This window comes from Rhizobium sp. P28RR-XV, from assembly GCF_012641385.1.
Classification (GTDB): domain Bacteria; phylum Pseudomonadota; class Alphaproteobacteria; order Rhizobiales; family Rhizobiaceae; genus Rhizobium.
In genome coordinates, this window is sequence record NZ_JABAIG010000010.1 from 1 (window position 1) to 21485 (window position 21485).

Genomic DNA, 21485 nt, shown 5'->3' on the forward strand with positions numbered 1-21485 from the left:
CGTTCGCGAAGATCTTCGGAATATGGTTGGGTCATCCCTGCCGACCGTCCTTTCCCGGTAGGAACAGAGAATCATATCTCAGCTGATTTGCGAACCTGCGATTCTGAGAAATCGAAGCGTGCTCTAGGCGCCGCAAATCGTCGATGACGGTTCGCGAAAAGCCTTAGGCACGCTTCGTCAGCGGAAAGCGTTCCTTCAACAGACGTATCACCGAATCGGAGCCCATCGGCGGCCCGAAGATGAAGCTCTGTCCGTAGCTGCAACCGATCTTGGCAAGCTCCAAGGCATCCTCTTCGGATTCGATTCCTTCGGCGACGACGCGCATGTTGAGTTCGCGCGCCATGGAAATGACCGAGCGCAGCAGAACGGCCTTCTTGTCGCTGTCGTCGCGAACCATGGCCTTGTCGAGCTTGATCGTGTCGAAGGGGAAGCGGGTGAGATAGGCGAGCGACGAATAGCCGGTGCCGAAATCGTCGAGCGCGAGGCCGATGCCGGCGTCGCGCAGCTTGTTGAGCACGAGCCGAGCCTGTTCCGGGTTTTCCATCACCTGCGATTCCGTCAGCTCCAGCTTGATACGGCTCGGATCGCAATGGGTCTTGGCGAGCAGGGCACGGATATCGTCGTAAAGCTCGTTGTTGAGCAGCTGCACGCTGGAAAGATTGATGGAGACGAACAGTGGCAGATCGCCAGTCTGTCGCTGCCAGGCCTTCAGGTCGTTGGTCGCCTGTTCGAGCGCGAACATGCCGAGCGGGCCGATGATGTCGGAAGCCTCCGCGATCGGAATGAATTCCGTCGGCGGAATATTGCCGCGCTTGGGATGCTCCCAGCGCATCAGCGCCTCGAAGCCCGCGACCTCGGCATCTTCCAGGCGGACGATCGGCTGATAGACCAGCGAAAGTTCCTTGCGCTCGACGGCGCGGCGCAGATCGGTTTCGAGCTGCAGCCGGTCGGTGCCGAAGCTGCGGAAGGCCGGCTGGAACGGCTCGACGCGATTGCCGCCGGCGCGTTTGGCGCGGTACATGGCAAGTTCCGCATCGCTCAGCATGCCGGCCGCATTTTCCTGCTGGTCGACCCACGACGTTAGCCCGACCGATGCCGTCAGGATGATTTCGCGATTGGCGAAATTGATCGGCACCATGATTGCCTTGCTGATCGCGTCGGCAAAATCCGCAACCTTGGCCGGATCGCGTTCGGAAACGAGGATGAGCCCGAACTGGTCGCCCGAAAGGCGAGCGAGTGTATCCTGCGGCTTCATCAGGCGGCGAAGGCGCCGCGTCAGCGCGATGAGAATATTGTCACCAGCCGCGAAGCCGAGCGTATCGTTGACGAGCTTGTAGCGGTCGATGTCGATGACCATCACGGTCGGCCGGAGCTGATTGCTATCCGACGCGAGCGTCAGAACGGCCTGCAGCCGGTCGAGGAAGACCTGGCGGTTCGGCAATCCGGTGAGATTGTCGTGCACGGCGTCGTGCAGCAGCCGCTCGACCGAATTCTTCTGCTCGGTGATATCGACGATCGTGCCGACGCAGCGAATGATCTCGCCGTTCGACCCAAGCACCGGCCGGGCGCGGATCGACAGCCAGTGGAAATGCCCATCCTCCGCGCGAATGCGGAATTCGTGGTTCAGTCGGCCCCGACGGTGTTCCAGCAGCACGTCAAGCGTTGCGCGGAAACGATCTCGATCGTCTGGGTGCAGCCGCGGCAGCCAGTTGCGCGCGGCGCCGTGCATGGTGCCCGGCGAAAGGCCGAGCTTCATCGAGATATCGGGAGTCGTCACCACGCGGTCGCGCGCCACGTCCCAGTCCCAGACGGTGTCGCCGGAACCTGTGAGCGCCAGGGATTGACGCTCGAGATCCGAGAACAAGCCCTGCTGGAAGGCACCGCCGGCAAAGGCGTGCTGCATGACGGTGAAGCCGATCAGCAGGACGATGAGCACAAGGCCGCCGCCGAGTGCGGGCTGGATGATGTCGTTGTCGAGCTTGCCCATGACCGTCATCCAGGCTCCGAACAGCCAGACGAGGATCAGAGCCCAGGCAGGCACGAGCAGGATGGCGCGATCATAGCGGCTGAAGCCGAGATAGATGATGAGCAGCAGGCCGGCCGTCGCCGTCAGCGCCAGCGACAGCCGCGCGATACCGGCCGCGATCGACGGATCGTAGATCGCGACGCCGAAGAGCAGGGCAAGGCCGAGAACCCAGGCAAGCGTCACGTAGCCGAGATGCGCATGCCAGCGATTGAGATTGAGATAGGTGAACAGGAAGATCACCAGGCTCGATGCGAGCGCCACCTCCGCGCAGGCGCGCCATATTCGCTGGTCGCTCGACGTGATGCTGATGAGCTTGCCGAGGAAGCCGAAATCCACGCAGATATAGCCGAGCACCGCCCAGGCGAGTGCCGCCGTCGCCGGCAGCATCGACGTGCCCTTGACCACAAAAAGGATGGTCAGGAACACGGCCAGCAGCCCGGCAATGCCGAGCACGATGCCGCGATAGAGCGTGAAGGCGTTGACCGTATCCTTGTAGGCGTTCGGTTCCCAGAGATAGAGCTGCGGCAGGTTCGGCGACGAAAGCTCGGCAACGAAGGTGACGACGGCGCCGGGGTTCAGCGTGATGCGGAAGACATCGGCCTCGTCGCTCGGCTGACGGTCGAGCGCGAAACCTTCGCTCGGCGTAATGGCGACGATGCGCTGCGAGCCGAGATCGGGCCAGAAGACCTTAGAATTCACCAGACGGAAATGCGGCGCGACGATGACGCGCTCCAGCTGCTCTTCCGAGACATTGGCGAGCGCGAAGACGGCCCAGTCACCTTGATGGTTCGGTGAGGAGGATCGTACCTCAATGCGGCGCCGGATGCCGTCGGCTCCGGCCGCAGTCGAGACCTGAAAGGCTTCGCCCTGGTTGGTGTAGATCTCCGTCGTCGCCGTCAGGTCGAGGGCGGTATCGTCGCGCGAAATCTTCACGGGCTCCGCCGCATGCGCCATACCGGCGATCAACAGCAGCATGGTGGCCGCAAGCGTGGCGATCAGCGCGGATAGCCGCGGGGCCATCGGCCACGTCTGCGTGAATCCGGTGATCATCGCTGGTCGAAGCTTCGGTTCGGGTTGGTGTCGGATGCCAACCTTGAAAACATCACATGGTCGCGCCACTGACCGTTGATTTTAAGATAACCGCGCAAATGACCTTCCCGCTGGAAACCGGCTTTTTCCAAAAGCCGCATGCTACGCTCATTGTCCGGAATACAGGCTGCTTCAATACGGTGCAACTCAAGTCCGGAAAAGATATAGGGTATAACCAATTGAAGTGCGGCGAACATATGGCCCTGACCGGAATAGCGCTCGCCCATCCAATATCCGATCATGCAGCTCTGCGCAGCACCGCGGCGAATATAGCCGATCGTAATCCCGCCAACCAGCGTCATGTTTTCCCTGAGGAAGATGAATAGCGGTATGGCCTGGCCGGAACTATATTCCTGCTTTCCGCGGATGATGCGTGCCCGATAGGCGCCCTCCGTAAGCTCGTCATGCCGCCAGGTCGGCTCCCAGGGTTCCAGGAAGCGGCGGCTCTCCGCCCGGAGCCTGTGCCATTGGTTGAAATCGGAGTAGCGCGGCAGGCGCAGCAAATATGTGTCGTTTTCGAGTTCAACCGCGTCCGGATGACGTGAGAGAAACCGAAAGACAGATTTTTGCATGCCGCCAAGCACTCCCCCGAGAATTGAACCCATAGGCTCGCGGCGTGCCCTTAGCCGCTTGCGCTTTTGGAAGCGGGGGCTGGCGACGACAGCGACGTGACGATGTCTTCCATCGGTGCAAGCTGCTCCAGCGGCCCGATCGCCGAAAGCGTCGGTACTGTATCGAAGAACAGCCGGCCGGCAAGATCCGTCAGGCGGTCGATGGTGATGCCTTCCAGGCGTTCCAGCATCTCCTGGTTCGGGATGGGGCGGCCGTAAAGCATCATCTGCCGGGCGACCTGGCCGGCGCGGGCGGCTGGACTTTCCTGGCCCATCAGCAATTGTGCGCGGATCTGGGCGCGGGCGCGCTCGATTTCCTGCTGCTGGATGTCATGGGAAGACTTGCGCAGCTCGTCGACGATGACGGGCAGCAATTCCGGCAGGTTCTCGCCGCCGGTGGCGGCATGGATGCCGAAGATGCCGGTGTCGGAGAAGCCCCAGTGGAAGGCATAGACCGAATAACAGAGCCCGCGGAACTCGCGCACTTCCTGGAACAGGCGCGATGACATGCCGCCGCCGAGGATGTTGGCGAGGATCTGCGAACAATAGAAATCGCGGGTATGATAGGCACGGCCTTCGAAGCCAAGCAGGATCTGCGCATCCATCAAGTCGCGCGTTTCCCGGATGTTGCCGCCGATGTAGCGGGCTGGCTCGATAACGGGCGGAGCGGACGGTTTCGCCGGCAGGCTGGAGAAGCGCTCCTCGACCTGACGCACGAAGCTTTCATGGTCGACCGCGCCGGCCGCCACCACGAACATGCGGTCGGTCGTGTAGTTGCGGCCGAGGTAATGGCGGATCTGTTCCGGCGAGAAGGAGACGACGGTTTCCGGCGTGCCGAGAATGGCGCGCCCGAGCGTCTGTCCACGATAGGCGACTTCGGAAAATTTGTCGAAGACGACATCGTCAGGCGTGTCGTTCGCGGCGTTGATTTCCTGCAGGATCACCTGCTTTTCGCGGGCCAGTTCTTCCTCGTCGAAGGCGGACTCGGTCAGGATATCGGCAAGGATATCGACGGCGAGCGGCACGTGATCCTTCAGAACGCGGGCATAATAGGAAGTGGTTTCGGTCGAGGTGGCAGCGTTGACTTCGCCGCCGACATTCTCGATTTCCTCGGCGATCTCGCGGGCGGTGCGCCGTCCCGTGCCCTTGAACGCCATATGCTCGAGCAGATGCGCAATACCGTGTTCTGCTTCCGTCTCGTTACGCGAACCCGATTTGATCCAAACGCCGAGTGCCACGCTTTCAAGGTGTGGCATCGATTGGGTTGCTACTGTCAGCCCGGACGCAAGCCGGGTGCACTCCACTGTCATCGCTTGTCTTTCCGCGTCTGTTATTCCCCGGTCCGGGCGTGCTTGCCGATAAAGCCTTCAACGGCTTTAAGTTCCGGATCGAGAATGTCGAAACGCTCCTCCCTGGTCATCAGACCAGCAAGCCACGTCGGAAGCGCCGGGTCAATACCGGATGCGGATTTTACTGCGGCGGGGAATTTTGCGGGATGCGCGGTGGCAAGTGTCACCATCGGGCTGCTGGGGCGCTCGTTCTTCGCGGCGACGAAAGCACCGATCGCCGTATGCGGGTCGAGCAGATAGCCCGTATCCGCGAGGGTTTTGCGGATCGTTTCGGCCACCTGCTTTTCGCTGGCGCGCCCGGCGCGGAAGTCTTTCTTGATGAATTTCAGGGCCTCTTCGCTGATCGAAAAGCCGTTCGATTGCTTCAGGCTTTCCATGGCGGCGCGGACCTTGGACGCGTCGCGGCCGTTGGCCTCGAACAGCAGCCGTTCGAAGTTGGAGGAGATCTGGATATCCATCGACGGCGAGGTGGTGGCCTTGACGGAACGCATTTCGTAGCGGCCGGTCTTCAGCATGCGCGCCAGGATATCGTTCTCGTTGGTGGCGATGACTAGGCGCTCGATCGGCAAGCCCATGCGCTTGGCGACGTAGCCCGCGAAAATATCGCCGAAATTGCCCGTTGGCACGGTGAAGGAAATCTTCCGGTCCGGGCCGCCAAGGGCGACTGCGGTGGTGAAATAATAGACCACCTGCGCCATGATTCGCGCCCAGTTGATGGAATTGACACCGGAAAGCTTGACCTTGTCGCGGAAGGCGGCGTCGTTGAACATGGCTTTGACGAGGTTCTGGCAGTCGTCGAAATTGCCCTTGACCGCCAGCGCGTGAACATTGGCCGCCGTCGAGGTGGTCATCTGCCGCTGCTGTACCGGCGAAACCTTCCCATGCGGGAAGAGAATGAAGATATCGGTGCGTTCGCGGCCGGCGAAGGCGTCGATCGCGGCACCACCGGTGTCGCCTGATGTGGCGCCGACGATGGTGGCCCGCTGGCCGCGCTTTTCCAACGCGTAGTCCATCAGTCGTGCCAGCAATTGCATGGCGACATCCTTGAAGGCGAGCGTCGTGCCGTGGAAGAGTTCCATGACGAAACTGTTCGGCCCGGTCTGGACGAGCGGTGTGACCGCGGGGTGCCGGAAGGTGGCGTAGGCATCGTCGATCATGCCGCGGAAGACGTCGGCCGGGATCTCGCCATTGGTGAAGGGGGAGAGGACCGCGAAAGCGACGTCCTGGTAGCTTTTGCCGCGAAAGGCGCGGATTTCCTTCTTCGTCAGGGCAGGCCATTCACGGGGAACATAGAGCCCGCCGTCGCGAGCAAGGCCGGCCAGGAGGGCGTCGCAGAAGCCAAGGGCAGGGGCTTCTCCCCGCGTTGAGATATAGTCCACGGTCTTAGAATTCCTTTGGTCGCAAAATTGCCTGAGTGATCGATTGAGAGGGTAGTGGAACGAAGCGACGGCGGCCTGTCTTTTTGCGTCGGATCAGCCGCGTGGTTTTCGCGTTTGCGCAAGGCGCGTGGGATCGGCGCCATGTGGCGGCTGTCTATGGCAATGTGTCGATCTCGAAAAGTGAGCCAAAACGGTGTCTACCCAATCGATTTTTTGCTGCGTCGCTGGTATAGACCATCGCCAAGTGTCATAAAAGGCCCGTTTAATAGGCTGCAGGCCGATAATGTGAAATATCTGGAGAGGGTGGAATAATAGTGTTTGGCAAGGTTTCGCGTCGTCTTTTCTCCGCTTCGCTTCTGGCATTGCTGACGGGTTGCAGCACTCTCGGTATCGGCGGCAATAGTGAAAAACAGCCGGCAACGGACGTAACGGTAGCACCGCAGGCGAGCCCCGCGACCGCGGCTCCGACCGGTGGTCAGACCTATGTCGCCGGCAAATGCCCGCAGGCGGTCATTCGCGACGAAGATTCGGTCTATCGCGTTTACGCTAAGGGCGCCAAGGATGATCCGAACCAGCTGGCCTATCAGGCCTCGCTCGCGCAGGCGACGCGCCAGTGCACAAGCGACGGCGCCAGCCTCGGCATTCATGTCGTCGCGCAAGGGCGCCTCGTTGCCGGCCCGACGGGCAGTTCCGGCAAGGTCACCTTGCCCATCCACGTTGCCGTCATGGACAATGATAATGCCCTTTACAGCAAGACCATCATGTACACGGCGGAAATTCCGCCGGGTGAGACCACGGCACAATTCCTCTTCACCGATGACGATATCCAGGTTGCCGGCGGTTCCGGCGGCTTCACGATCGTCCAGATCGGCTTCGAACAGGGTCCGCAGAAGCCTGTAAAGGGTGAGAAGCCGGCCCGTAAGAAGCGTCACTAAGGTTGGGGTCAGGCAGTAGGCAGTAGGCAGTAGGCAGTAGGCAGTAGGCAGTAGTAAAAGACACCTTGTCCCCTTGCTGCCGTCGGCACTATAGCCGCAACATTTATTGCCTATTGCCTATTGCCTATTGCCTATTGCCTCAGAGCACGCCGTCCCATTCTGCGAGCGCCATGACGACGCCGGGCAGGTCGGCCATGCGGCTGACGACGGTTTCGGCGCCGGCATCCGTCAGACGGTCGGCATGGGAAGGATAGGTATGCGACGCGCCGGTGAAGCCGATGACGCGCATGCCGGCGGCGCGTGCGGCCTGGACGCCATGAACGGAATCTTCGACGACGATCGTGTTGGCGGGGCTGACATTCATCTGCTTGGCGCCGTGCAGGAAGATATCCGGCTTCGGCTTCACGCGGTCGGCGCCGAGATCCTTGGCGGAGTAGATATGCGGCGCAAAGAACTTGATGTAGCCGACCTTGGTCAACATCATGTCGAGACGTTCGGAGCTGGAGTTCGAGCAGATGCAGCGTGGCATCGGCAGCCGTGACAGCGCCAGCGGAACGCCTGATATCGCCTGAACCTCATTGGCAAGCTTCAGGTCGAGCAATTTCTCCGACTTGTCGAGTAGCGACGCGGAGAGCGGGATACTTGCCTCGCGCTCGACTTCGAACAGGATGTTGCGCCAGGTCATGCCGGCGAAGCGCTCGCCCATTTCCTCGGCGCTGATCGGGTAGCCGGCATCGGTCAGCAGTTTCGATTCGACCCGTGCCGCGATGATTTCCGAATCGACCAGAACGCCGTCGCAGTCGAAGATGATGAGGTCGAAGCCATTGCTCATGAGAAGTGCTGCCTTTGATATGGGCTGAAGTCGGCATGCTTCGCGGAAGGCCGTCGGTGGTTCGGAGCATGCTCTGGAAAATGACCGTGGGGCTTTACACGATCTGTCGCCAAAGCTCAACCAATTGACGGGCATGGCTGCGCTGCAGTGAGCGAAAGGGTCGAAATGCGCAAAAGAAGTGATGACCGTTGCTTGCCGCTCGACATCCGGCAGGCCCGCCTTTAAGGATCGGCCATGGCCAAGGAGCGCGACGACACCATTGCCAGCCGCATCAGCCGGGTGCTTGCCGACCGCATCATCCGCGGCGAGATCGCGCCCGATGCCCGCCTGCGGCAGGATCACATCGCCGCAGAATTCGGTACCAGCCACGTGCCCGTGCGCGAAGCGTTCCGGCGGCTGGAGGCGCAAGGGCTGGCGATCAGCTTGCCGCGCCGCGGCGTTCGCGTCGCCTCTTTCGATCTCAAGGAAGTCCGCGAGGTCGCCGAAATGCGGGCGGCGCTCGAGGGCCTTGCGCTCAAGCATGCGGCCCCGCACCTGACGCCTGCCATTCTCGACGAGGCCGAGCAGGCGACACGCGACGGCGATGCCGCCGGCGATGTCCGCGCCTGGGAGGAGGCCAATCGCCGCTTCCACCGCCTGATCCTGGCGCCCTGCGGCATGGTGCGCCTGCTGGCCGCCATCGATGACCTGCATGCCGCCAGCGCCCGCTTTCTCTTCTCCGCCTGGCAATCCGGCTGGGAGAAGCGCACGGATCACGACCACCGCGCTATTCTGGCGGCGTTGCGCCAAGGGCGGGCCGATGAGGCAGCCGCGATTCTGCAGAAACATGTGCAATGGATCGGCCGCGCGCCGGTTCGCACACCGTCCGGATCGACCCGCGAAGCGTTCGCAATCGTCGGCTAAAAATTATAGATAGTTTCTTCGGTGTATTACTGGACGTGTTTCGATCGGCAATTCATTTCGTCTTCCGAGTGAGGCCGTTTTTGATTTGACCTCAGCTGCAATGTACCTCGCGACAGTTCAAAGCGTATCATCCAGCTGGGGCTGCTCGATATCTTCACCCAATTCGACAGGAAAGAGCGCCAGGAAGCGGCGCTCCCCCTCGGGCGTGAAGAAGATCGAGCGGCTGTTTTCGGTTCGTCGCGCCCAACCCTTGTCGAAGAAGTTTGAAAGCAGCGCCTTGCCGAGGCTGCCGGCCAGATGCGCCCGCCGCTCGCTCCAATCAAGGCAGGATCGGCAAAGCGGACGGCGGCTCGAACGCAGCCCGGATATATCGATGCCGATCGATCCCAAACGCTTCTCGCCGTCGGCCGTCACACTCAGGCCTTCGCCCATGACGGAAATCGATCCGGCCTCCACCAGGCTGTCGAGCATGCGCACGCCATAATCGCCAGCCAGATGGTCGTAGCAGATGCGCGCCTTGCGCAGGGCCGGCTCCTTCGGGCCGGGACGATGGCGGAGGTGCCCGCGGCTTGCGGCAAAACCCATGATGCCCTCAAGCAGTTTGCCGACGCGGTCGTCGGCCAGCGCGAAATAGCGATGGCGGCCCTGCTTGCGTTGCGTGAGCAGGCCGCCTGCTTCGAGCTTGGCAAGATGAGCGCTCGCGGTCTGCAGCGTCACGCCGGCCGCAGCCGCCAGTTCCGTCGCCGTCAGCGCGCGGCCGCCCATCAGCGCCGTCAGCATGTTCGCTCGTGCCGGATCGCCGATCAGCGAGCCGATCTGTGCGATGTCTGGACCTTCTTTCATACTTCGATCGTAACCGAAGCATCTTCGTCCTGCAATGTGAGAAAACACTCCCATCAGCAAAGGAGAAAGCCAATGATCACCTGTCTCATCCGCTATCAGATCGATCCGTTCAAGCAGGAAGCCTTCGCGCAATATGGCAAGGCCTGGGGCCAGATTATCCCGCGCAACGGCGCCGATCTGATCGGCTACTTCGCGCCACATGAGGGTTCGCTGACGACGGCCTATGGCATATACAACATTGAAAACCTGGCCGCCTACGAGGCCTACCGCAAGAGCCTAGCCGCCGACCCGCTGGCGCAGGCCAATCACGATTTCTCCCGTCGTGAGCGTTTCATCTTGCAGGAGAATCGTATTTTCCTGAAAAATATATCCCTGCCACATGCTCCAGGGATATCGCCATGATCGCAGTTATTTTCGAAGTCGTCCCGCATCCTGATGAACGTCAGCATTATCTCGACATTGCCGGACGGCTGCGCTCCGAACTCGAAGCCATCGATGGTTTCGTCTCCATCGAACGCTTCGAAAGCCTCAGTCAGCCGGGCAAGATCCTGTCGCTGTCCTTCTGGCGCGACGAAGCCGCCGTTCGCGAATGGCGAAACCGCGAAGCCCATCGCGCCGCGCAGAAAGCGGGCCGCAAGACGGTATTCGCCGATTATCGTTTGCGCGTCACGCAGGTCCTTCGCGATTACGGGATGACGGAACGGGACGAGGCGCCAGATGACAGCCACGCGGTGCACGACATCTAAGGCAGTTTAGCGGGATAGCACCGCCTTGCGAGCCACGCATTCCCTGGGGCTTCCTCGGGAATTTGGAAAATATGCCGCCGCTTTAGTCTTTGGTAACCAAGTTAGGTAACCATAACACTCAGTTAAGAGCATCGAGTAAGTGTAACAGAGCGAGTATCACATGGCGTCAGTTTTCCCGCTTGCCGACCTCAGGACCTCCGCAGTTCCGGGGTCCTGGATCGACACGATCATCAAGGGCGATTGCGTGGCCGCTCTTGAAGCACTGCCCAATCAGTCCGTCGACGTCATCTTCGCCGACCCGCCCTACAATCTTCAGCTTGGCGGCACGCTGCATCGACCGGACCAGTCGCTGGTCGACGCCGTCGATGACGAGTGGGACCAGTTTGCATCCTTCGAAGCCTATGACGCCTTCACCCGCGCCTGGCTGCTTGCCTGCCGCCGCGTGTTGAAGCCGACGGGCACGATCTGGGTCATCGGCTCCTATCACAATATCTTCCGCGTCGGCGCGACCATGCAGGATCTGAACTTCTGGATCCTCAACGACATCGTCTGGCGCAAGACCAATCCGATGCCGAATTTCAAGGGCCGCCGCTTCCAGAACGCGCATGAGACGATGATCTGGGCAAGTCCGAACGCCAAGGCCAAGGGCTATACCTTCAACTACGACGCCATGAAGGCCGCCAATGACGACGTGCAGATGCGCTCCGACTGGCTGTTCCCGATCTGCAGCGGCAACGAGCGGCTGAAGGGCGACGACGGCAAGAAGGTGCATCCGACGCAGAAGCCGGAAGCCTTGCTTGCCCGCGTCATCATGGCCTCGTCCAAACCCGGCGACATCATCCTCGATCCCTTCTTCGGGTCGGGCACGACGGGCGCCGTTGCCAAGCGCCTCGGCCGTCATTTCGTCGGCATCGAGCGCGAGCAGGACTATATCGATGCGGCAAGCGCCCGCATCGCCGCCGTCGAGCCGCTCGGTAAGGCGGAACTGACCGTCATGACCGGCAAGAAGGCCGAAGTGCGCGTGGCTTTCAACGTGCTCATCGAGAGCGGCATGATCAAGCCGGGCCAGGTGCTGACGGACGCGAAGCGCCGCTATAGCGCCATCGTGCGCGCCGACGGCACGGTCGCCTCCGGCGGCGAGGCCGGTTCGATTCATCGCCTCGGCGCGAAGGTCCAGGGCCTCGATGCATGCAACGGATGGATGTTCTGGCACTTCGACGACGGACGTGCCCTGCGTCCGATCGACGAACTGAGGGCTATCATCCGCAGCGATCTGGCGAAGGTGGAGTAAGCAAAGAGCGGTTCAGCTTTCCACGGAATCGCTCTATCTCTTTGTTTTCCCGCAAACATATCCGCCTTCTTCCGTCGTGTACCTCCAGTTAGGGAAGAAGGTGAAACGCCCAGGGCCTTATCGAACGAATATCGGTAAGGCCCTGGGCGTCTTTTCAGCTCCGGGTATCAGAATTCCTGATAGTCCGTAACATCGACGCGGACGATGCGGCCGTCCTCGTCGAAGGTAATCGTTTCCTCGCCTTCGCGGATCAGCGGCTTGCCGGTCTTGCTGTTGGTCGCGCGAACCGACCAGACGGCACGGCCCGAAAGCGGTGTCAGCGTCTCCACCAGGGAGTTGGATGCCGTCTGATCGGGATAGGTGTCGAAATAGCCGCGGAACGCTTCCATGATCGCCGCGCGGCCGGCAAGGCTGCCGACACCGTTGGAGACGTAGGTAGCGTCCTCGGCAAAGAAGTTCTCGATCGCCTCATAATCGAGGCGATTGATCGCGTCGTGGAACAGATCGATGCGCTCTGCGGGATCGAAGATCATCGGCTCAAACCTTTATGCCATGGGCGGTGAGATCGCTGCGCAGCTTCTCGGCGCCGGTGAAGTGAACTGCATGCCAGCCGGCAGCGCGTGCGCCTTCGACGTTCGGATAGGAATCGTCGATGAAGATCGTCGAGGCCGGATCGAGACCGAAGCTCTTGGCGTGGGTATCGTAAATCGCGACATCCGGTTTGATCAGCCCGATATCGCCGGAAACCGTAACGCCGCGCGGCTTGTTGAGGAACGGGTAGCGCAACTGGGCCTCGCGGAACGTATCGGAGGCGAAGTTGGTCAGCATCGTGACGTCGCGGCCTTCCGCGATCAATCCTTCGAAGATCGCGACGCTGTCTTCATAAGCATGCGGAACCATCTCGTGCCAATATTTGCGGAAGGCGCGAATATGCTCCTCACGCTCGGGATGTTCGGCGATCAACAGTGCCTCGGCATCTCCCCACGTGCGGCCGCGGTCCTGTTCGATGTTCCATTCGCTCGTGCAGACATTGGCGAGGAACCATTCGCGTTCGGCATCGTCCGGAATGACGTGGCTGTAGGGAATGCTCGGATCGTAATGAAGCAGAACCTTGCCGATATCGAAAACGATGTGCCGCATTTCCGTCGTCATGAATGAATTCCTGATTTTTTGTCCAAACGCATTTTTGCGAACGCATTGGGAATAGCCTGGGCGATCGCTTTTTTCATGACTGTCGGCAGCGCCTGCTCTTCAAGATTTGTAACTGGTGCCCACCATCCGTCATGGTTGTCCGTGCGCGCCGTCGTGACTGTACGCCAGATGGACAATCTCAGCTCGAAATGCGTAAAGACGTGGGTCACCGTCCCCGCCGGCTGCCAGTCGGCCGGAAAGGGGGCTGCCTCGTGGCCGGTCTCGCCGTCGATACGCGCGGTCCACCCCGTGGTGGGTACCTCCGTCATGCCGCCCAGCAAGCCGTTTTCGACGCGTCGGCGCAGAAAGATTTTGCCCTCGCCGTTGACGGCGACGAAGGCCGCGCCCTGGCGCACCGGCTTGTCCTTCTTGGCGGCTTTGACCGGAAAATGCTCGGGATCATGCCCGGCCAGCGCCTGGCAGGCACCGTTGAAGGGACAGAGCGAACAGACCGGGCGCCTTGGCGTGCAGATCGTCGCGCCGAGATCCATCATCGCCTGGGCGAAATCGCCCGGCCGGTCTGCGGGCGTCAACAGGGCGACCTTCTGCTTCATCAACGGCTTGGCGCCGGGCAAGGGCGCCGAGATCGCGTAGAGGCGGGAAATGACGCGCTCCACATTGCCGTCCATCACCGCCGCCCGGCGATTGAATGCGATGGCGGCAACGGCGGCAGCCGTGTAGTCGCCAATGCCGGGGAGGGCGCGCAAGCCATCCTCGGTATCGGGAAAACGACCGTCATGATCGGCTGAAACGGCCTCGGCGCATTTCTTCAGGTTGCGGGCGCGGGCGTAATAGCCAAGCCCGGCCCAGGCCGCCATGACGTCATCGTTCGTGGCGGCGGCGAGATCATCGACCGTCGGCCAGCGCTCCAGGAATTTCGCGAAATAGGATTTGACCGCCGGCACCGTCGTCTGCTGCAGCATCACTTCCGACAACCAGATGCGATAGGGATCGGGTTTGACGCCGCGCGCGGCCATGGGCGGCGAGACCCGCCAGGGCAGGTCGCGATGATGTCGGTCATACCAGGCAAGCAGGGATGCGGCCGTGGGGGATTCTAAAGTCGAGGTCATGATTTGCCGCGTCGAGGGGAAGTGCTCTATACTTGGCCAAGCCGCGTCGGGCGATCAAGGTCCCGGACGCATAAAGCACGCATAGAAACCTGGATGATATGAGTTATCCCCGAAAAGGCGAACGGCAGATTTCCGAGCTGACCAACAGCATCGTCGATCCGGTGCTGGCAAAGCGCGCCGGCATCAATACCACGCTGCTTGGCTGCTGGGATGAAATCGCCGGCGAAGACTTTGCCGACTGCACGCGGCCGGAAAAGATCGCCTGGGCCAAGCGAAGCGGCTCCGGCATGGACGAGCGGTTTCAGCCGGGCGTGCTGACGATCGCCTGCGAGGGCGCCCGCGCGCTATTTCTCACCCATGCGCAGGGCGAGCTGATCCAGCGCATCAACAGCTTTTTCGGATTCCATGCCGTCAATCAGATCCGCATCGTGCAGAAGCCGGTCTCGGTCGCATCCAAGCGCTCTCGTACGCCGCCGCCCCTGAAGGGCGAGGCGGCACGCAAGCTGGCTGACATGATGGATGGTATCGAGGATGAGAAGATCAGGGCCGCCGTTCAGCGTTTGGGCACGGCGATGGCTTGGAGGCGGGGTAAGGCCTGATCCAGGCTTGCTTTTGTTAATGACACTGTCATACTCGAGCAAAGTATTTGCAAGGAACTGGATATGCGAAGCAGTAGGCCGATAACGGTTACACTCGGTAATCAGCAGCGCGGTGTTGATGCGAGACTGGAATCCGGAGCATACGATTCCGCCAGCGAAGTCCTGCGCGCTGCTTTGAGGGCATTAGACCGTGAAGAAGAAGTCATAAATCAAATCATGCGCGCAAAGATCCAGGAAGCGCTTGATGACCCGCGACCCGGCAGAGATGCTGACGAGGTTTTCGATAGAATCGAAAGGATGCATGCTGAGCGAATGAAAGCAGCTGGCCGTGAAATATAGGGTTGTTTTCAGTGCTCTTGCCGAAGACGACCTTATAAATATCTATGAATTCATTGCGAAAGATAGCCCGAGCCGCGCGTTGTCGTTTATCCAACGACTACAAGAGCAGTGCAAAACACTTAAAATAATGGCCGATAGAGGCCCTCAACGTGAGAGTTTGGGGCCAGGTGTTCGGATCATGGTGTTCGAGCGGCGGGTTACCGCCGCTTACCTTATCAAGAACGAGCAAGTCGTTATTCTACGTCTCTTTTATGCTGGTCAGAATATTTCATCGACCTTGCTCGACGAGCACTAAACACGCATAGATTCTCATTTCGCCGGCAATTTAACCTCCTTGTCTTTCCCAGGTCACAATTCTTTGAAGAAAGTTGGTCAACCGTGCCTTGTTAGCGGCAAGCTGCCGTTATATCGCATGAATATTCGAAGACCTCTTTCAACGACGGGTGACTCTATGCCGATGTCCGACATGCTCTTGACCAAACGCCATCTGCTGGGCGGCTCCGCCGTTGCAGCCCTTTCCGTGGCGTTCTCTGCCTTTGCCGACACCGCATTTGCAGCAACCGCCGAAGACGAAGTGCCGCCGTCGGACGGCAATGTCGACATGAACGAAGTGCTGAAGCCCGGCCCGCTGCCGGAAATCGCATTCGGCAAGGAAGATGCCCCCGTCAAGATCGTCGAATACATGTCGCTGACCTGCCCGCACTGCGCGCATTTCGCGGTTACGACCTTCGACACGATCAAGCAGAAATACGTCGATACCGGCAAGGTTCGCTTCATCATCCGCGAATTCCCGTTCGATCCGCGTGCCGCCGCCGCCTTCATGCTGGCTCGTTGCGCCCCGCAGGAACAGTACATGCCGATGGTCGAAATGCTGTTCAAGCAGCAGATCGCCTGGGCCTCTCCGGATGTCGACGGCCGCGCCGCACTGCTGCAGATGTCGAAACTCGCTGGTTTTACTGAGGATAGCTTCACGAAATGCTTGACGAACCAGAAGCTTCTGGATGATGTCAACTCAGTACGGGAACGCGCAGCCAAGGATTTCGGCGTCAATGCAACGCCGACCTTCCTAGTCAATGGCAAGCGCTATGCAGGGGACATGTCTGTTGGTGCCATGTCGAAGCTTATCGACAGCCTGCTCTGATCCGCGCCTTTTTTCATCACAGGCGGGCGGCCGGGGTCGTGCGCCTGTGATTGTTTCTTTTGAATTCGAGTTTGGAGCGTTCGCGCTCCCCATGCCGGCATCGTGGACGGCCTTCTCCTCCCTGGGGAGAAGAGGGCACCGCCTATGAAATTCAACAGACTGAGACTTGTCGGCTTCAAATCCTTCGTCGAACCGGCGGAATTCGTCATCGAGCGCGGTCTGACCGGTGTCGTCGGCCCGAACGGTTGCGGCAAGTCCAACCTTGTCGAAGCGCTGCGCTGGGTGATGGGTGAGAATTCCTACAAGAACATGCGCGCCTCCGGCATGGACGACGTGATCTTCTCCGGATCCGGCAATCGCCCCGCCCGCAACACCGCCGAAGTCGGCCTTTACCTCGACAATAGCGACCGCACCGCGCCCGCCGCCTTCAACGACAGTGATGAAATCCAGGTGACGCGCCGCATCGAGCGCGAACAGGGCTCTATCTATCGCATCAACGGTAAGGAAGCGCGCGCTAAGGATGTGCAGCTTCTCTTTGCCGATGCCTCCACCGGCGCCCGCTCGCCGTCCATGGTCGGGCAGGGGCGTATCGGCGAGCTGATCCAGGCCAAGCCCCAGGCGAGGCGCCAGCTGTTGGAAGAGGCCGCCGGCATTTCCGGCCTGCATTCGCGCCGGCATGAAGCGGAACTGCGCCTGCGCGCCGCTGAAAGCAATCTCGAGCGGCTGGATGACGTGACATCGCAGCTCGAAAGCCAGATCGAGAGCCTGAAACGCCAGGCGCGGCAGGCCAACCGCTTCAAGACGCTCTCGGCCGAGATCCGCGCCCGTGAGGCCATGCTGCTGCATATCCGCTGGGTGCAGGCCAAGGAAGCCGAAGCCGAAGCCGATAGCGCGCTCAACCAGGCAACCGCGCTCGTCGCCGAAAAGGCGCAAATCCAGATGGAGGCGGCAAAGGCCCAGGGCATCGCCAGTTTTAAACTGCCGGAGCTGCGCGACGACGAAGCGAAGGCGGCGGCCGCCCTGCAGCGTCTGCAGATCGCCCGCTCGCAGCTGGAGGAGGATGTCAATCGCATCCTGCGGCGGCGTGATGAATTGATCCGTCGTCTGGCGCAGCTGGCCGAGGACATCAGCCGCGAGCAGCGCCTTGTCGCCGACAATGCCTCCATCCTTGCCAAGCTCGATGCCGAGGAAGCCGATCTCGCCGATATCCTCGCCGACTCCGGAAGGCTTGCCGAGGAGACGAGCGTCGCTTTCGAAGAAGCCGCCGCCAAGCTCGCCGACAGCGAGCGCATCTTTACCGCCCTGACCGCAGAACGCGCCGAGACCGCAGCCGCCCGCAATCAGCTGGAGCGCGCCATCCGCGATCTGGCCGATCGCAAGATGCGGCTCGAGCGCCAAGCCAGTGAAGCGAATGGCGAGCTTGCCGCCATCGACGAGAAGATGGCCGATTTGCCCGACCCTAGCGAAAAGCGCGACATGGTCGAGATGGCGGAGAATGTCGTTGCCGACGCGGAGGGCGAGATCCAGCGTGTCGAAGCCGTTCTCGCCAAGGCGCGCGAAACCGAGGCGTTGTCGCGTGGGCCGGTCGAACAGGCGCGGGCACGTCTGAACGCGCTCGAAACCGAAGCGCGAACCATTTCCAAAATGCTGGCGGCGGGCGATACGTCCGGTGCCTTTTCGCCGGTTGCCGAGGAGTTGCGCGTCGACCGCGGTTTCGAGACGGCGCTTGGCGCGGCACTTGGCGATGACCTGGAATCCTCGCTCGATTCCGAGGCGCCGGTCTATTGGTCCGACAATGGCAGCGGCGCGACCGATCCGGCTCTGCCGGAAGGCGTTGCCCCGTTGATCACTCATGTCGGCGCGCCGGCGGCATTGACGCGGCGCCTGCGGCAGATCGGCATCGTTTCGGTTGAAGACGCCTTGCGATTGATGCCGGCACTGAAGCCCGGACAGCGGTTGGTCACCAGGGAAGGCGCGGTCTTCCGCTGGGATGGTCATGTGACCGGCGCCGATGCACCGAGTGCCGCTGCCCTGCGGCTGGCGCAGAAGAACCGTCTCTCCGAGCTGGAAGCCGAAGTCGAGCTTGCGCGCGATATGCTTGTGGAGGCTGAAGAGCGTCTGTCGGCCGCCGCCGAGGCGATCAGGGCCGAAGAGGGACATCTGGCCACCGCCCGCGACGCCAGCCGGCTTGCGGCCCGGCATCTCGCCGAGGCGCGTGAAGCACTGGCTGCCGCCGAGCGCGCATCCGGTGATCTCATCCGCCGCCGCGATGTCGTCGTCGAGGCTGTCAGCCGGTTGCGGGAGCAGCTCGAAGATGTGGCGATGCAGGATGAGAATGCCCGCATCGAGCTGGAAGACGCACCGAATCTCGACGCCATCGATGTGAAGCTGCGCGACCAGCAGGCGGAGGTCGCGACGGATCGTGGCACCCTGGCCGAGGCCCGCGCCCGCCATGAGGGCTTGAACCGGGAAAACGAGGCGCGGCAGCGCCGCCTTCTGGCGATCCGGCACGAACGCGATACCTGGCGCCAGCGCGCGGTCAGCGCCGAGGAACATATCCAGACACTGCGCGACCGTGAAGAGGAAACGCGCGAAGAGGCGGCCGAACTTGATCTCGCCCCCGATGAATTCGACGACAAACGCCGCGCATTGATGAACGAGCTGCAGAAGGCCGAGGAGGCGCGCCGCCAGGCCGCCGACCGCCTTGCCGAAGCGGAAGTCGTTCAACGCGAGGCCGATCGTCATGCGACGACGGCTCTCTCCGAACTGGCGGAAAGCCGCGAGAAGCGTGGCCGCGTCGAGGAGCGGCTGGTCTCCGCCCGCGAGCGTCGGCAGGAGAGCGAACTGCGCATCCGTCAGGCGCTCAATGTCGAACCGCACGAGGCCATGCGCCTGACCGGCCTTTCGGCCATGCAGAACGTGCCGGATCTGCGCGAGGTCGAACGCGAGCTGGAACGGTTCAAGATCGAACGCGAGCGTCTGGGCGCCGTCAATCTGCGCGCCGAGGAGGAGAGCAAGGAGCTGACGGAGCGGCTGCAGGCCCTGATCAAGGAGCGCGATGACGTTATCGACGCCATCAGGAAGCTGCGTGGCGCGATCCAGAGCCTCAACCGCGAGGGCCGTGAACGCCTGATCGTCGCCTTCGACATCGTCAATGCGCAGTTTCAGCGCCTGTTCACCCATCTTTTCGGCGGCGGCACGGCCGAGCTGCAGCTCATCGAATCCGACGATCCGCTGGAGGCCGGTCTCGAAATCTTAGCCCGCCCGCCGGGCAAGAAGCCGCAAACCATGACGCTGCTTTCGGGCGGTGAGCAGGCGCTGACGGCCATGGCGCTGATCTTTGCGGTGTTCCTCACCAATCCCGCGCCGATCTGCGTTCTGGACGAAGTGGATGCGCCGCTCGACGACCACAATGTCGAGCGCTACTGCAATCTCATGGACGAGATGGCGGCCTCTACCGAGACCCGCTTCGTGGTCATCACCCACAATCCCATCACCATGGCCCGCATGAATCGTCTCTTCGGCGTGACCATGGCGGAGCAGGGCGTCTCGCAGCTCGTCTCCGTCGACCTGCAGACCGCCGAACGGCTGCGCGAAATCGCCTGAGAGCGCCCTGCGAACGATGATAAAACTGTTCTCTTATCGACAGGAAATTGCCGTCTTGGCTGCCGTACAGCCCTAAAGCGTGCTAGTTTTGTTTTTCGATCAACAACATGGGCGCTGATCCGCCCGGAAGGGAAGTATGTCTGGTTCGACTGGCGGCATTTTCGATTTCCTCGGAATACTTGCTGTATTGCTGCTCGTTGCCGCCAATGGCTTTTTCGTTGCGGCGGAGTTTTCGTTGGTTTCCGTTCGCCGCAGCCGCGTGACGGAACTGGTTACCGAAGGGCGAATGAACGCCAAGTCGCTGCAGAAGGCGGTCGACAATCTCGACGCCAATCTGGCGGCCACGCAGCTCGGCATCACGATCTCGTCGCTCGCCCTCGGTTGGGTCGGTGAACCCGCCCTTGCTCATCTGCTGGAGCCGCTGCTCGATTTTCTCCCCGGAACATGGGCTGCGGCCAGCTCCCATGCCATTGCCGTCGCCATTTCCTTCATCATCATCACCGCGCTGCACATTGTCCTCGGCGAGCTTGCACCGAAAAGCCTGGCGTTGCAGCGCAGCGAGGGCACCGCTTTGGGCGTGGTGCGGCCGCTTGGTCTTTTCCTTTTCCTGCTTCGTCCCGCGATCACCGTCCTTAACGGTCTTGGCAATCTTGTTCTGCGCCTTTTCGGGCTGCAGCCAGGGGCAGGCGAGGGGTCGCTGCATTCGCCCGCCGAAATCAAGCTTTTGATCGCCGAAAGCCAGGAAGCCGGGCTGCTGGAGCAAGCGCAGCAGGATCTGGTCGAGCGCGTCTTCAATATCGGCAATCGTGACGTCTCCAACATCATGACGCCACGTCTGGAGGTCGATTGGATCGATGCTGACGATACGCCGGCGGAGATGCAGAAGACCATTCGCGAAAGCCGTTTCGAGCAGCTTCTCGTCGCCCGTGGATCGATCGACGAGCCGATCGGCATGATCCTGAAAAAGGATCTTCTCGATCAGCTTCTGAACGGCGAGCCGCTGAACCCCATGGCCGTCATCCGCCAGCCGCTGGTCGTGCATGAAGCGACGGCGGTCTTCAAGGTGCTCGAAAGCTTCAAGCGCGCGCCCGTCCGCCTCGCAATGGTAATCGATGAATATGGCAGCCTGGAAGGTATCGTCACGCAGACGGACCTGCTGGAAGCCATCGCCGGCGATCTGCCTGATATGGACAACGATACGCCCGATGTCGTCGAGCGTGCCGACGGATCTCTGCTGATGGAAGGCATGATGCCGGTCTACGATGCCTTTGCGCGGCTGGGGCTGCGCTTCAGCGAAGAGGACGTCAATTTTCATACGCTGGCGGGCTTTGCCCTCTACCAGCTCGGCCAGCTGCCCGAAGTGGGCGAAAGCTTTTCCTTCGGCGGCTGGCATTTCGAGATCGTCGATCTCGACGGCATGCGCATCGACAAAATCCTAGCCCAGCGCGAGCCGCAAGCTTAGCCGCCAAGCCGTACTGAATTGACCCGGAAGCTCCCCGGTTTCGATCAATCGATTGAAATCGGAACGCTCCGGG

Annotated in this window: 20 protein-coding genes; 11 read left to right on the plus strand and 9 right to left on the minus strand. The window is 61.2% G+C overall.

Annotated elements, in window-relative coordinates; all coding sequences use genetic code 11:
- Positions 1–163: 163 nt before the first annotated feature.
- The 4 genes from HGP12_RS21130 to thrC are packed head-to-tail and all read right to left on the minus strand — an operon-like array spanning position 164 to position 6454.
- Complete coding sequence (locus tag HGP12_RS21130; RefSeq protein WP_168842527.1) at positions 164–3076, minus strand: EAL domain-containing protein; 2913 nt, start codon at positions 3074–3076, stop codon at positions 164–166.
- Positions 3073–3687 (minus strand): GNAT family N-acetyltransferase, encoded by a 615-nt coding sequence (locus HGP12_RS21135; protein WP_168842528.1) that lies wholly within the window; start codon positions 3685–3687, stop codon positions 3073–3075. Before HGP12_RS21135 ends, HGP12_RS21130 begins: the two co-directional genes overlap by 4 nt.
- A gap of 50 nt (positions 3688–3737) precedes the next feature.
- Positions 3738–5036 carry a pitrilysin family protein gene (locus HGP12_RS21140; RefSeq protein WP_168842529.1) on the minus strand — a complete coding sequence of 433 codons (1299 nt, stop codon included), beginning with the start codon at positions 5034–5036 and terminating at the stop codon, positions 3738–3740.
- Between the two features lie 20 nt (positions 5037–5056).
- Entirely contained in the window at positions 5057–6454 is a 1398-nt protein-coding gene (gene thrC, locus HGP12_RS21145; RefSeq protein ID WP_168842530.1) for a threonine synthase, read from the minus strand.
- A gap of 314 nt (positions 6455–6768) precedes the next feature.
- Here thrC and HGP12_RS21150 point away from each other — a divergent pair, with 314 nt between their 5' ends.
- Positions 6769–7389, plus strand: coding sequence for a hypothetical protein (locus tag HGP12_RS21150; RefSeq protein ID WP_168842531.1), 621 nt, complete (start codon positions 6769–6771; stop codon positions 7387–7389).
- Positions 7390–7528: 139 nt separating this feature from the next.
- On the opposite strand, the gene HGP12_RS21155 is transcribed toward HGP12_RS21150, so the two are convergent.
- On the minus strand, positions 7529–8221 hold the full coding sequence (locus HGP12_RS21155) for an HAD family hydrolase (protein WP_168842532.1): 693 nt from the start codon (positions 8219–8221) through the stop codon (positions 7529–7531).
- A 234-nt stretch (positions 8222–8455) separates the two neighbouring features.
- Here HGP12_RS21155 and HGP12_RS21160 point away from each other — a divergent pair, with 234 nt between their 5' ends.
- Positions 8456–9124: a GntR family transcriptional regulator gene (locus HGP12_RS21160; protein ID WP_168842533.1), complete on the plus strand. Its 669-nt coding sequence runs from the start codon at positions 8456–8458 to the stop codon at positions 9122–9124.
- Positions 9125–9241: 117 nt separating this feature from the next.
- Here the strand turns inward: HGP12_RS21160 and HGP12_RS21165 are convergent, their stop codons facing one another.
- Entirely contained in the window at positions 9242–9967 is a 726-nt protein-coding gene (locus tag HGP12_RS21165) for a helix-turn-helix transcriptional regulator (protein WP_168842534.1), read from the minus strand.
- A 72-nt stretch (positions 9968–10039) separates the two neighbouring features.
- Here HGP12_RS21165 and HGP12_RS21170 point away from each other — a divergent pair, with 72 nt between their 5' ends.
- From HGP12_RS21170 to HGP12_RS21180, 3 genes are all read left to right on the plus strand, one after another.
- Positions 10040–10369, plus strand: coding sequence for an NIPSNAP family protein (locus tag HGP12_RS21170; RefSeq protein ID WP_168842535.1), 330 nt, complete (start codon positions 10040–10042; stop codon positions 10367–10369).
- Complete coding sequence (locus tag HGP12_RS21175) at positions 10366–10713, plus strand: antibiotic biosynthesis monooxygenase (RefSeq protein WP_168842536.1); 348 nt, start codon at positions 10366–10368, stop codon at positions 10711–10713. Before HGP12_RS21170 ends, HGP12_RS21175 begins: the two co-directional genes overlap by 4 nt.
- Positions 10714–10873: 160 nt before the next feature.
- Complete coding sequence (locus tag HGP12_RS21180; RefSeq protein WP_168842537.1) at positions 10874–12004, plus strand: site-specific DNA-methyltransferase; 1131 nt, start codon at positions 10874–10876, stop codon at positions 12002–12004.
- Positions 12005–12171: 167 nt separating this feature from the next.
- On the opposite strand, the gene HGP12_RS21185 is transcribed toward HGP12_RS21180, so the two are convergent.
- The 3 genes from HGP12_RS21185 to mutY are packed head-to-tail and all read right to left on the minus strand — an operon-like array spanning position 12172 to position 14265.
- On the minus strand, positions 12172–12537 hold the full coding sequence (locus HGP12_RS21185; protein WP_168842538.1) for a nuclear transport factor 2 family protein: 366 nt from the start codon (positions 12535–12537) through the stop codon (positions 12172–12174).
- Between the two features lie 4 nt (positions 12538–12541).
- Positions 12542–13156, minus strand: coding sequence for an HAD family hydrolase (locus tag HGP12_RS21190; protein ID WP_168842539.1), 615 nt, complete (start codon positions 13154–13156; stop codon positions 12542–12544).
- Positions 13153–14265, minus strand: coding sequence for an A/G-specific adenine glycosylase (gene mutY, locus HGP12_RS21195; RefSeq protein WP_205926577.1), 1113 nt, complete (start codon positions 14263–14265; stop codon positions 13153–13155). Before mutY ends, HGP12_RS21190 begins: the two co-directional genes overlap by 4 nt.
- Positions 14266–14363: 98 nt before the next feature.
- On the opposite strand from mutY, the gene HGP12_RS21200 reads away from it, so the two are divergent.
- From HGP12_RS21200 to HGP12_RS21225, 6 genes are all read left to right on the plus strand, one after another.
- Positions 14364–14864 (plus strand): DUF721 domain-containing protein, encoded by a 501-nt coding sequence (locus HGP12_RS21200; RefSeq protein ID WP_168842540.1) that lies wholly within the window; start codon positions 14364–14366, stop codon positions 14862–14864.
- A 63-nt stretch (positions 14865–14927) separates the two neighbouring features.
- On the plus strand, positions 14928–15203 hold the full coding sequence (locus HGP12_RS21205) for a type II toxin-antitoxin system ParD family antitoxin (protein WP_168842541.1): 276 nt from the start codon (positions 14928–14930) through the stop codon (positions 15201–15203).
- Positions 15193–15498, plus strand: a complete 306-nt coding sequence (locus HGP12_RS21210; RefSeq protein WP_168842542.1) for a type II toxin-antitoxin system RelE/ParE family toxin — start codon at positions 15193–15195, stop codon at positions 15496–15498. The genes HGP12_RS21205 and HGP12_RS21210 overlap by 11 nt, the downstream gene beginning before the upstream one ends.
- 156 nt (positions 15499–15654) lie before the next feature.
- Positions 15655–16344 (plus strand): DsbA family protein, encoded by a 690-nt coding sequence (locus HGP12_RS21215; protein ID WP_168842543.1) that lies wholly within the window; start codon positions 15655–15657, stop codon positions 16342–16344.
- Between the two features lie 144 nt (positions 16345–16488).
- Entirely contained in the window at positions 16489–19950 is a 3462-nt protein-coding gene (locus HGP12_RS21220; protein WP_168842544.1) for a chromosome segregation SMC family protein, read from the plus strand.
- 136 nt (positions 19951–20086) lie between these two features.
- Positions 20087–21412 carry a hemolysin family protein gene (locus tag HGP12_RS21225; protein ID WP_168842545.1) on the plus strand — a complete coding sequence of 442 codons (1326 nt, stop codon included), beginning with the start codon at positions 20087–20089 and terminating at the stop codon, positions 21410–21412.
- Positions 21413–21485 lie beyond the last annotated feature (73 nt).

Coding starts and splice junctions, on each gene's coding strand:
- HGP12_RS21130 (WP_168842527.1), bottom strand. CDS start 3,076: ATGATCACCGGATTCACGCAGACGTGGCCGATGGCCCCGCGGCTATCC.
- HGP12_RS21135 (WP_168842528.1), bottom strand. CDS start 3,687: ATGCAAAAATCTGTCTTTCGGTTTCTCTCACGTCATCCGGACGCGGTT.
- HGP12_RS21140 (WP_168842529.1), bottom strand. CDS start 5,036: ATGACAGTGGAGTGCACCCGGCTTGCGTCCGGGCTGACAGTAGCAACC.
- HGP12_RS21155 (WP_168842532.1), bottom strand. CDS start 8,221: ATGAGCAATGGCTTCGACCTCATCATCTTCGACTGCGACGGCGTTCTG.
- HGP12_RS21160 (WP_168842533.1), top strand. CDS start 8,456: ATGGCCAAGGAGCGCGACGACACCATTGCCAGCCGCATCAGCCGGGTG.
- HGP12_RS21165 (WP_168842534.1), bottom strand. CDS start 9,967: ATGAAAGAAGGTCCAGACATCGCACAGATCGGCTCGCTGATCGGCGAT.
- HGP12_RS21170 (WP_168842535.1), top strand. CDS start 10,040: ATGATCACCTGTCTCATCCGCTATCAGATCGATCCGTTCAAGCAGGAA.
- HGP12_RS21175 (WP_168842536.1), top strand. CDS start 10,366: ATGATCGCAGTTATTTTCGAAGTCGTCCCGCATCCTGATGAACGTCAG.
- HGP12_RS21180 (WP_168842537.1), top strand. CDS start 10,874: ATGGCGTCAGTTTTCCCGCTTGCCGACCTCAGGACCTCCGCAGTTCCG.
- HGP12_RS21185 (WP_168842538.1), bottom strand. CDS start 12,537: ATGATCTTCGATCCCGCAGAGCGCATCGATCTGTTCCACGACGCGATC.
- HGP12_RS21190 (WP_168842539.1), bottom strand. CDS start 13,156: ATGACGACGGAAATGCGGCACATCGTTTTCGATATCGGCAAGGTTCTG.
- mutY (WP_205926577.1), bottom strand. CDS start 14,265: ATGACCTCGACTTTAGAATCCCCCACGGCCGCATCCCTGCTTGCCTGG.
- HGP12_RS21200 (WP_168842540.1), top strand. CDS start 14,364: ATGAGTTATCCCCGAAAAGGCGAACGGCAGATTTCCGAGCTGACCAAC.
- HGP12_RS21205 (WP_168842541.1), top strand. CDS start 14,928: ATGCGAAGCAGTAGGCCGATAACGGTTACACTCGGTAATCAGCAGCGC.
- HGP12_RS21215 (WP_168842543.1), top strand. CDS start 15,655: ATGCCGATGTCCGACATGCTCTTGACCAAACGCCATCTGCTGGGCGGC.
- HGP12_RS21220 (WP_168842544.1), top strand. CDS start 16,489: ATGAAATTCAACAGACTGAGACTTGTCGGCTTCAAATCCTTCGTCGAA.
- HGP12_RS21225 (WP_168842545.1), top strand. CDS start 20,087: ATGTCTGGTTCGACTGGCGGCATTTTCGATTTCCTCGGAATACTTGCT.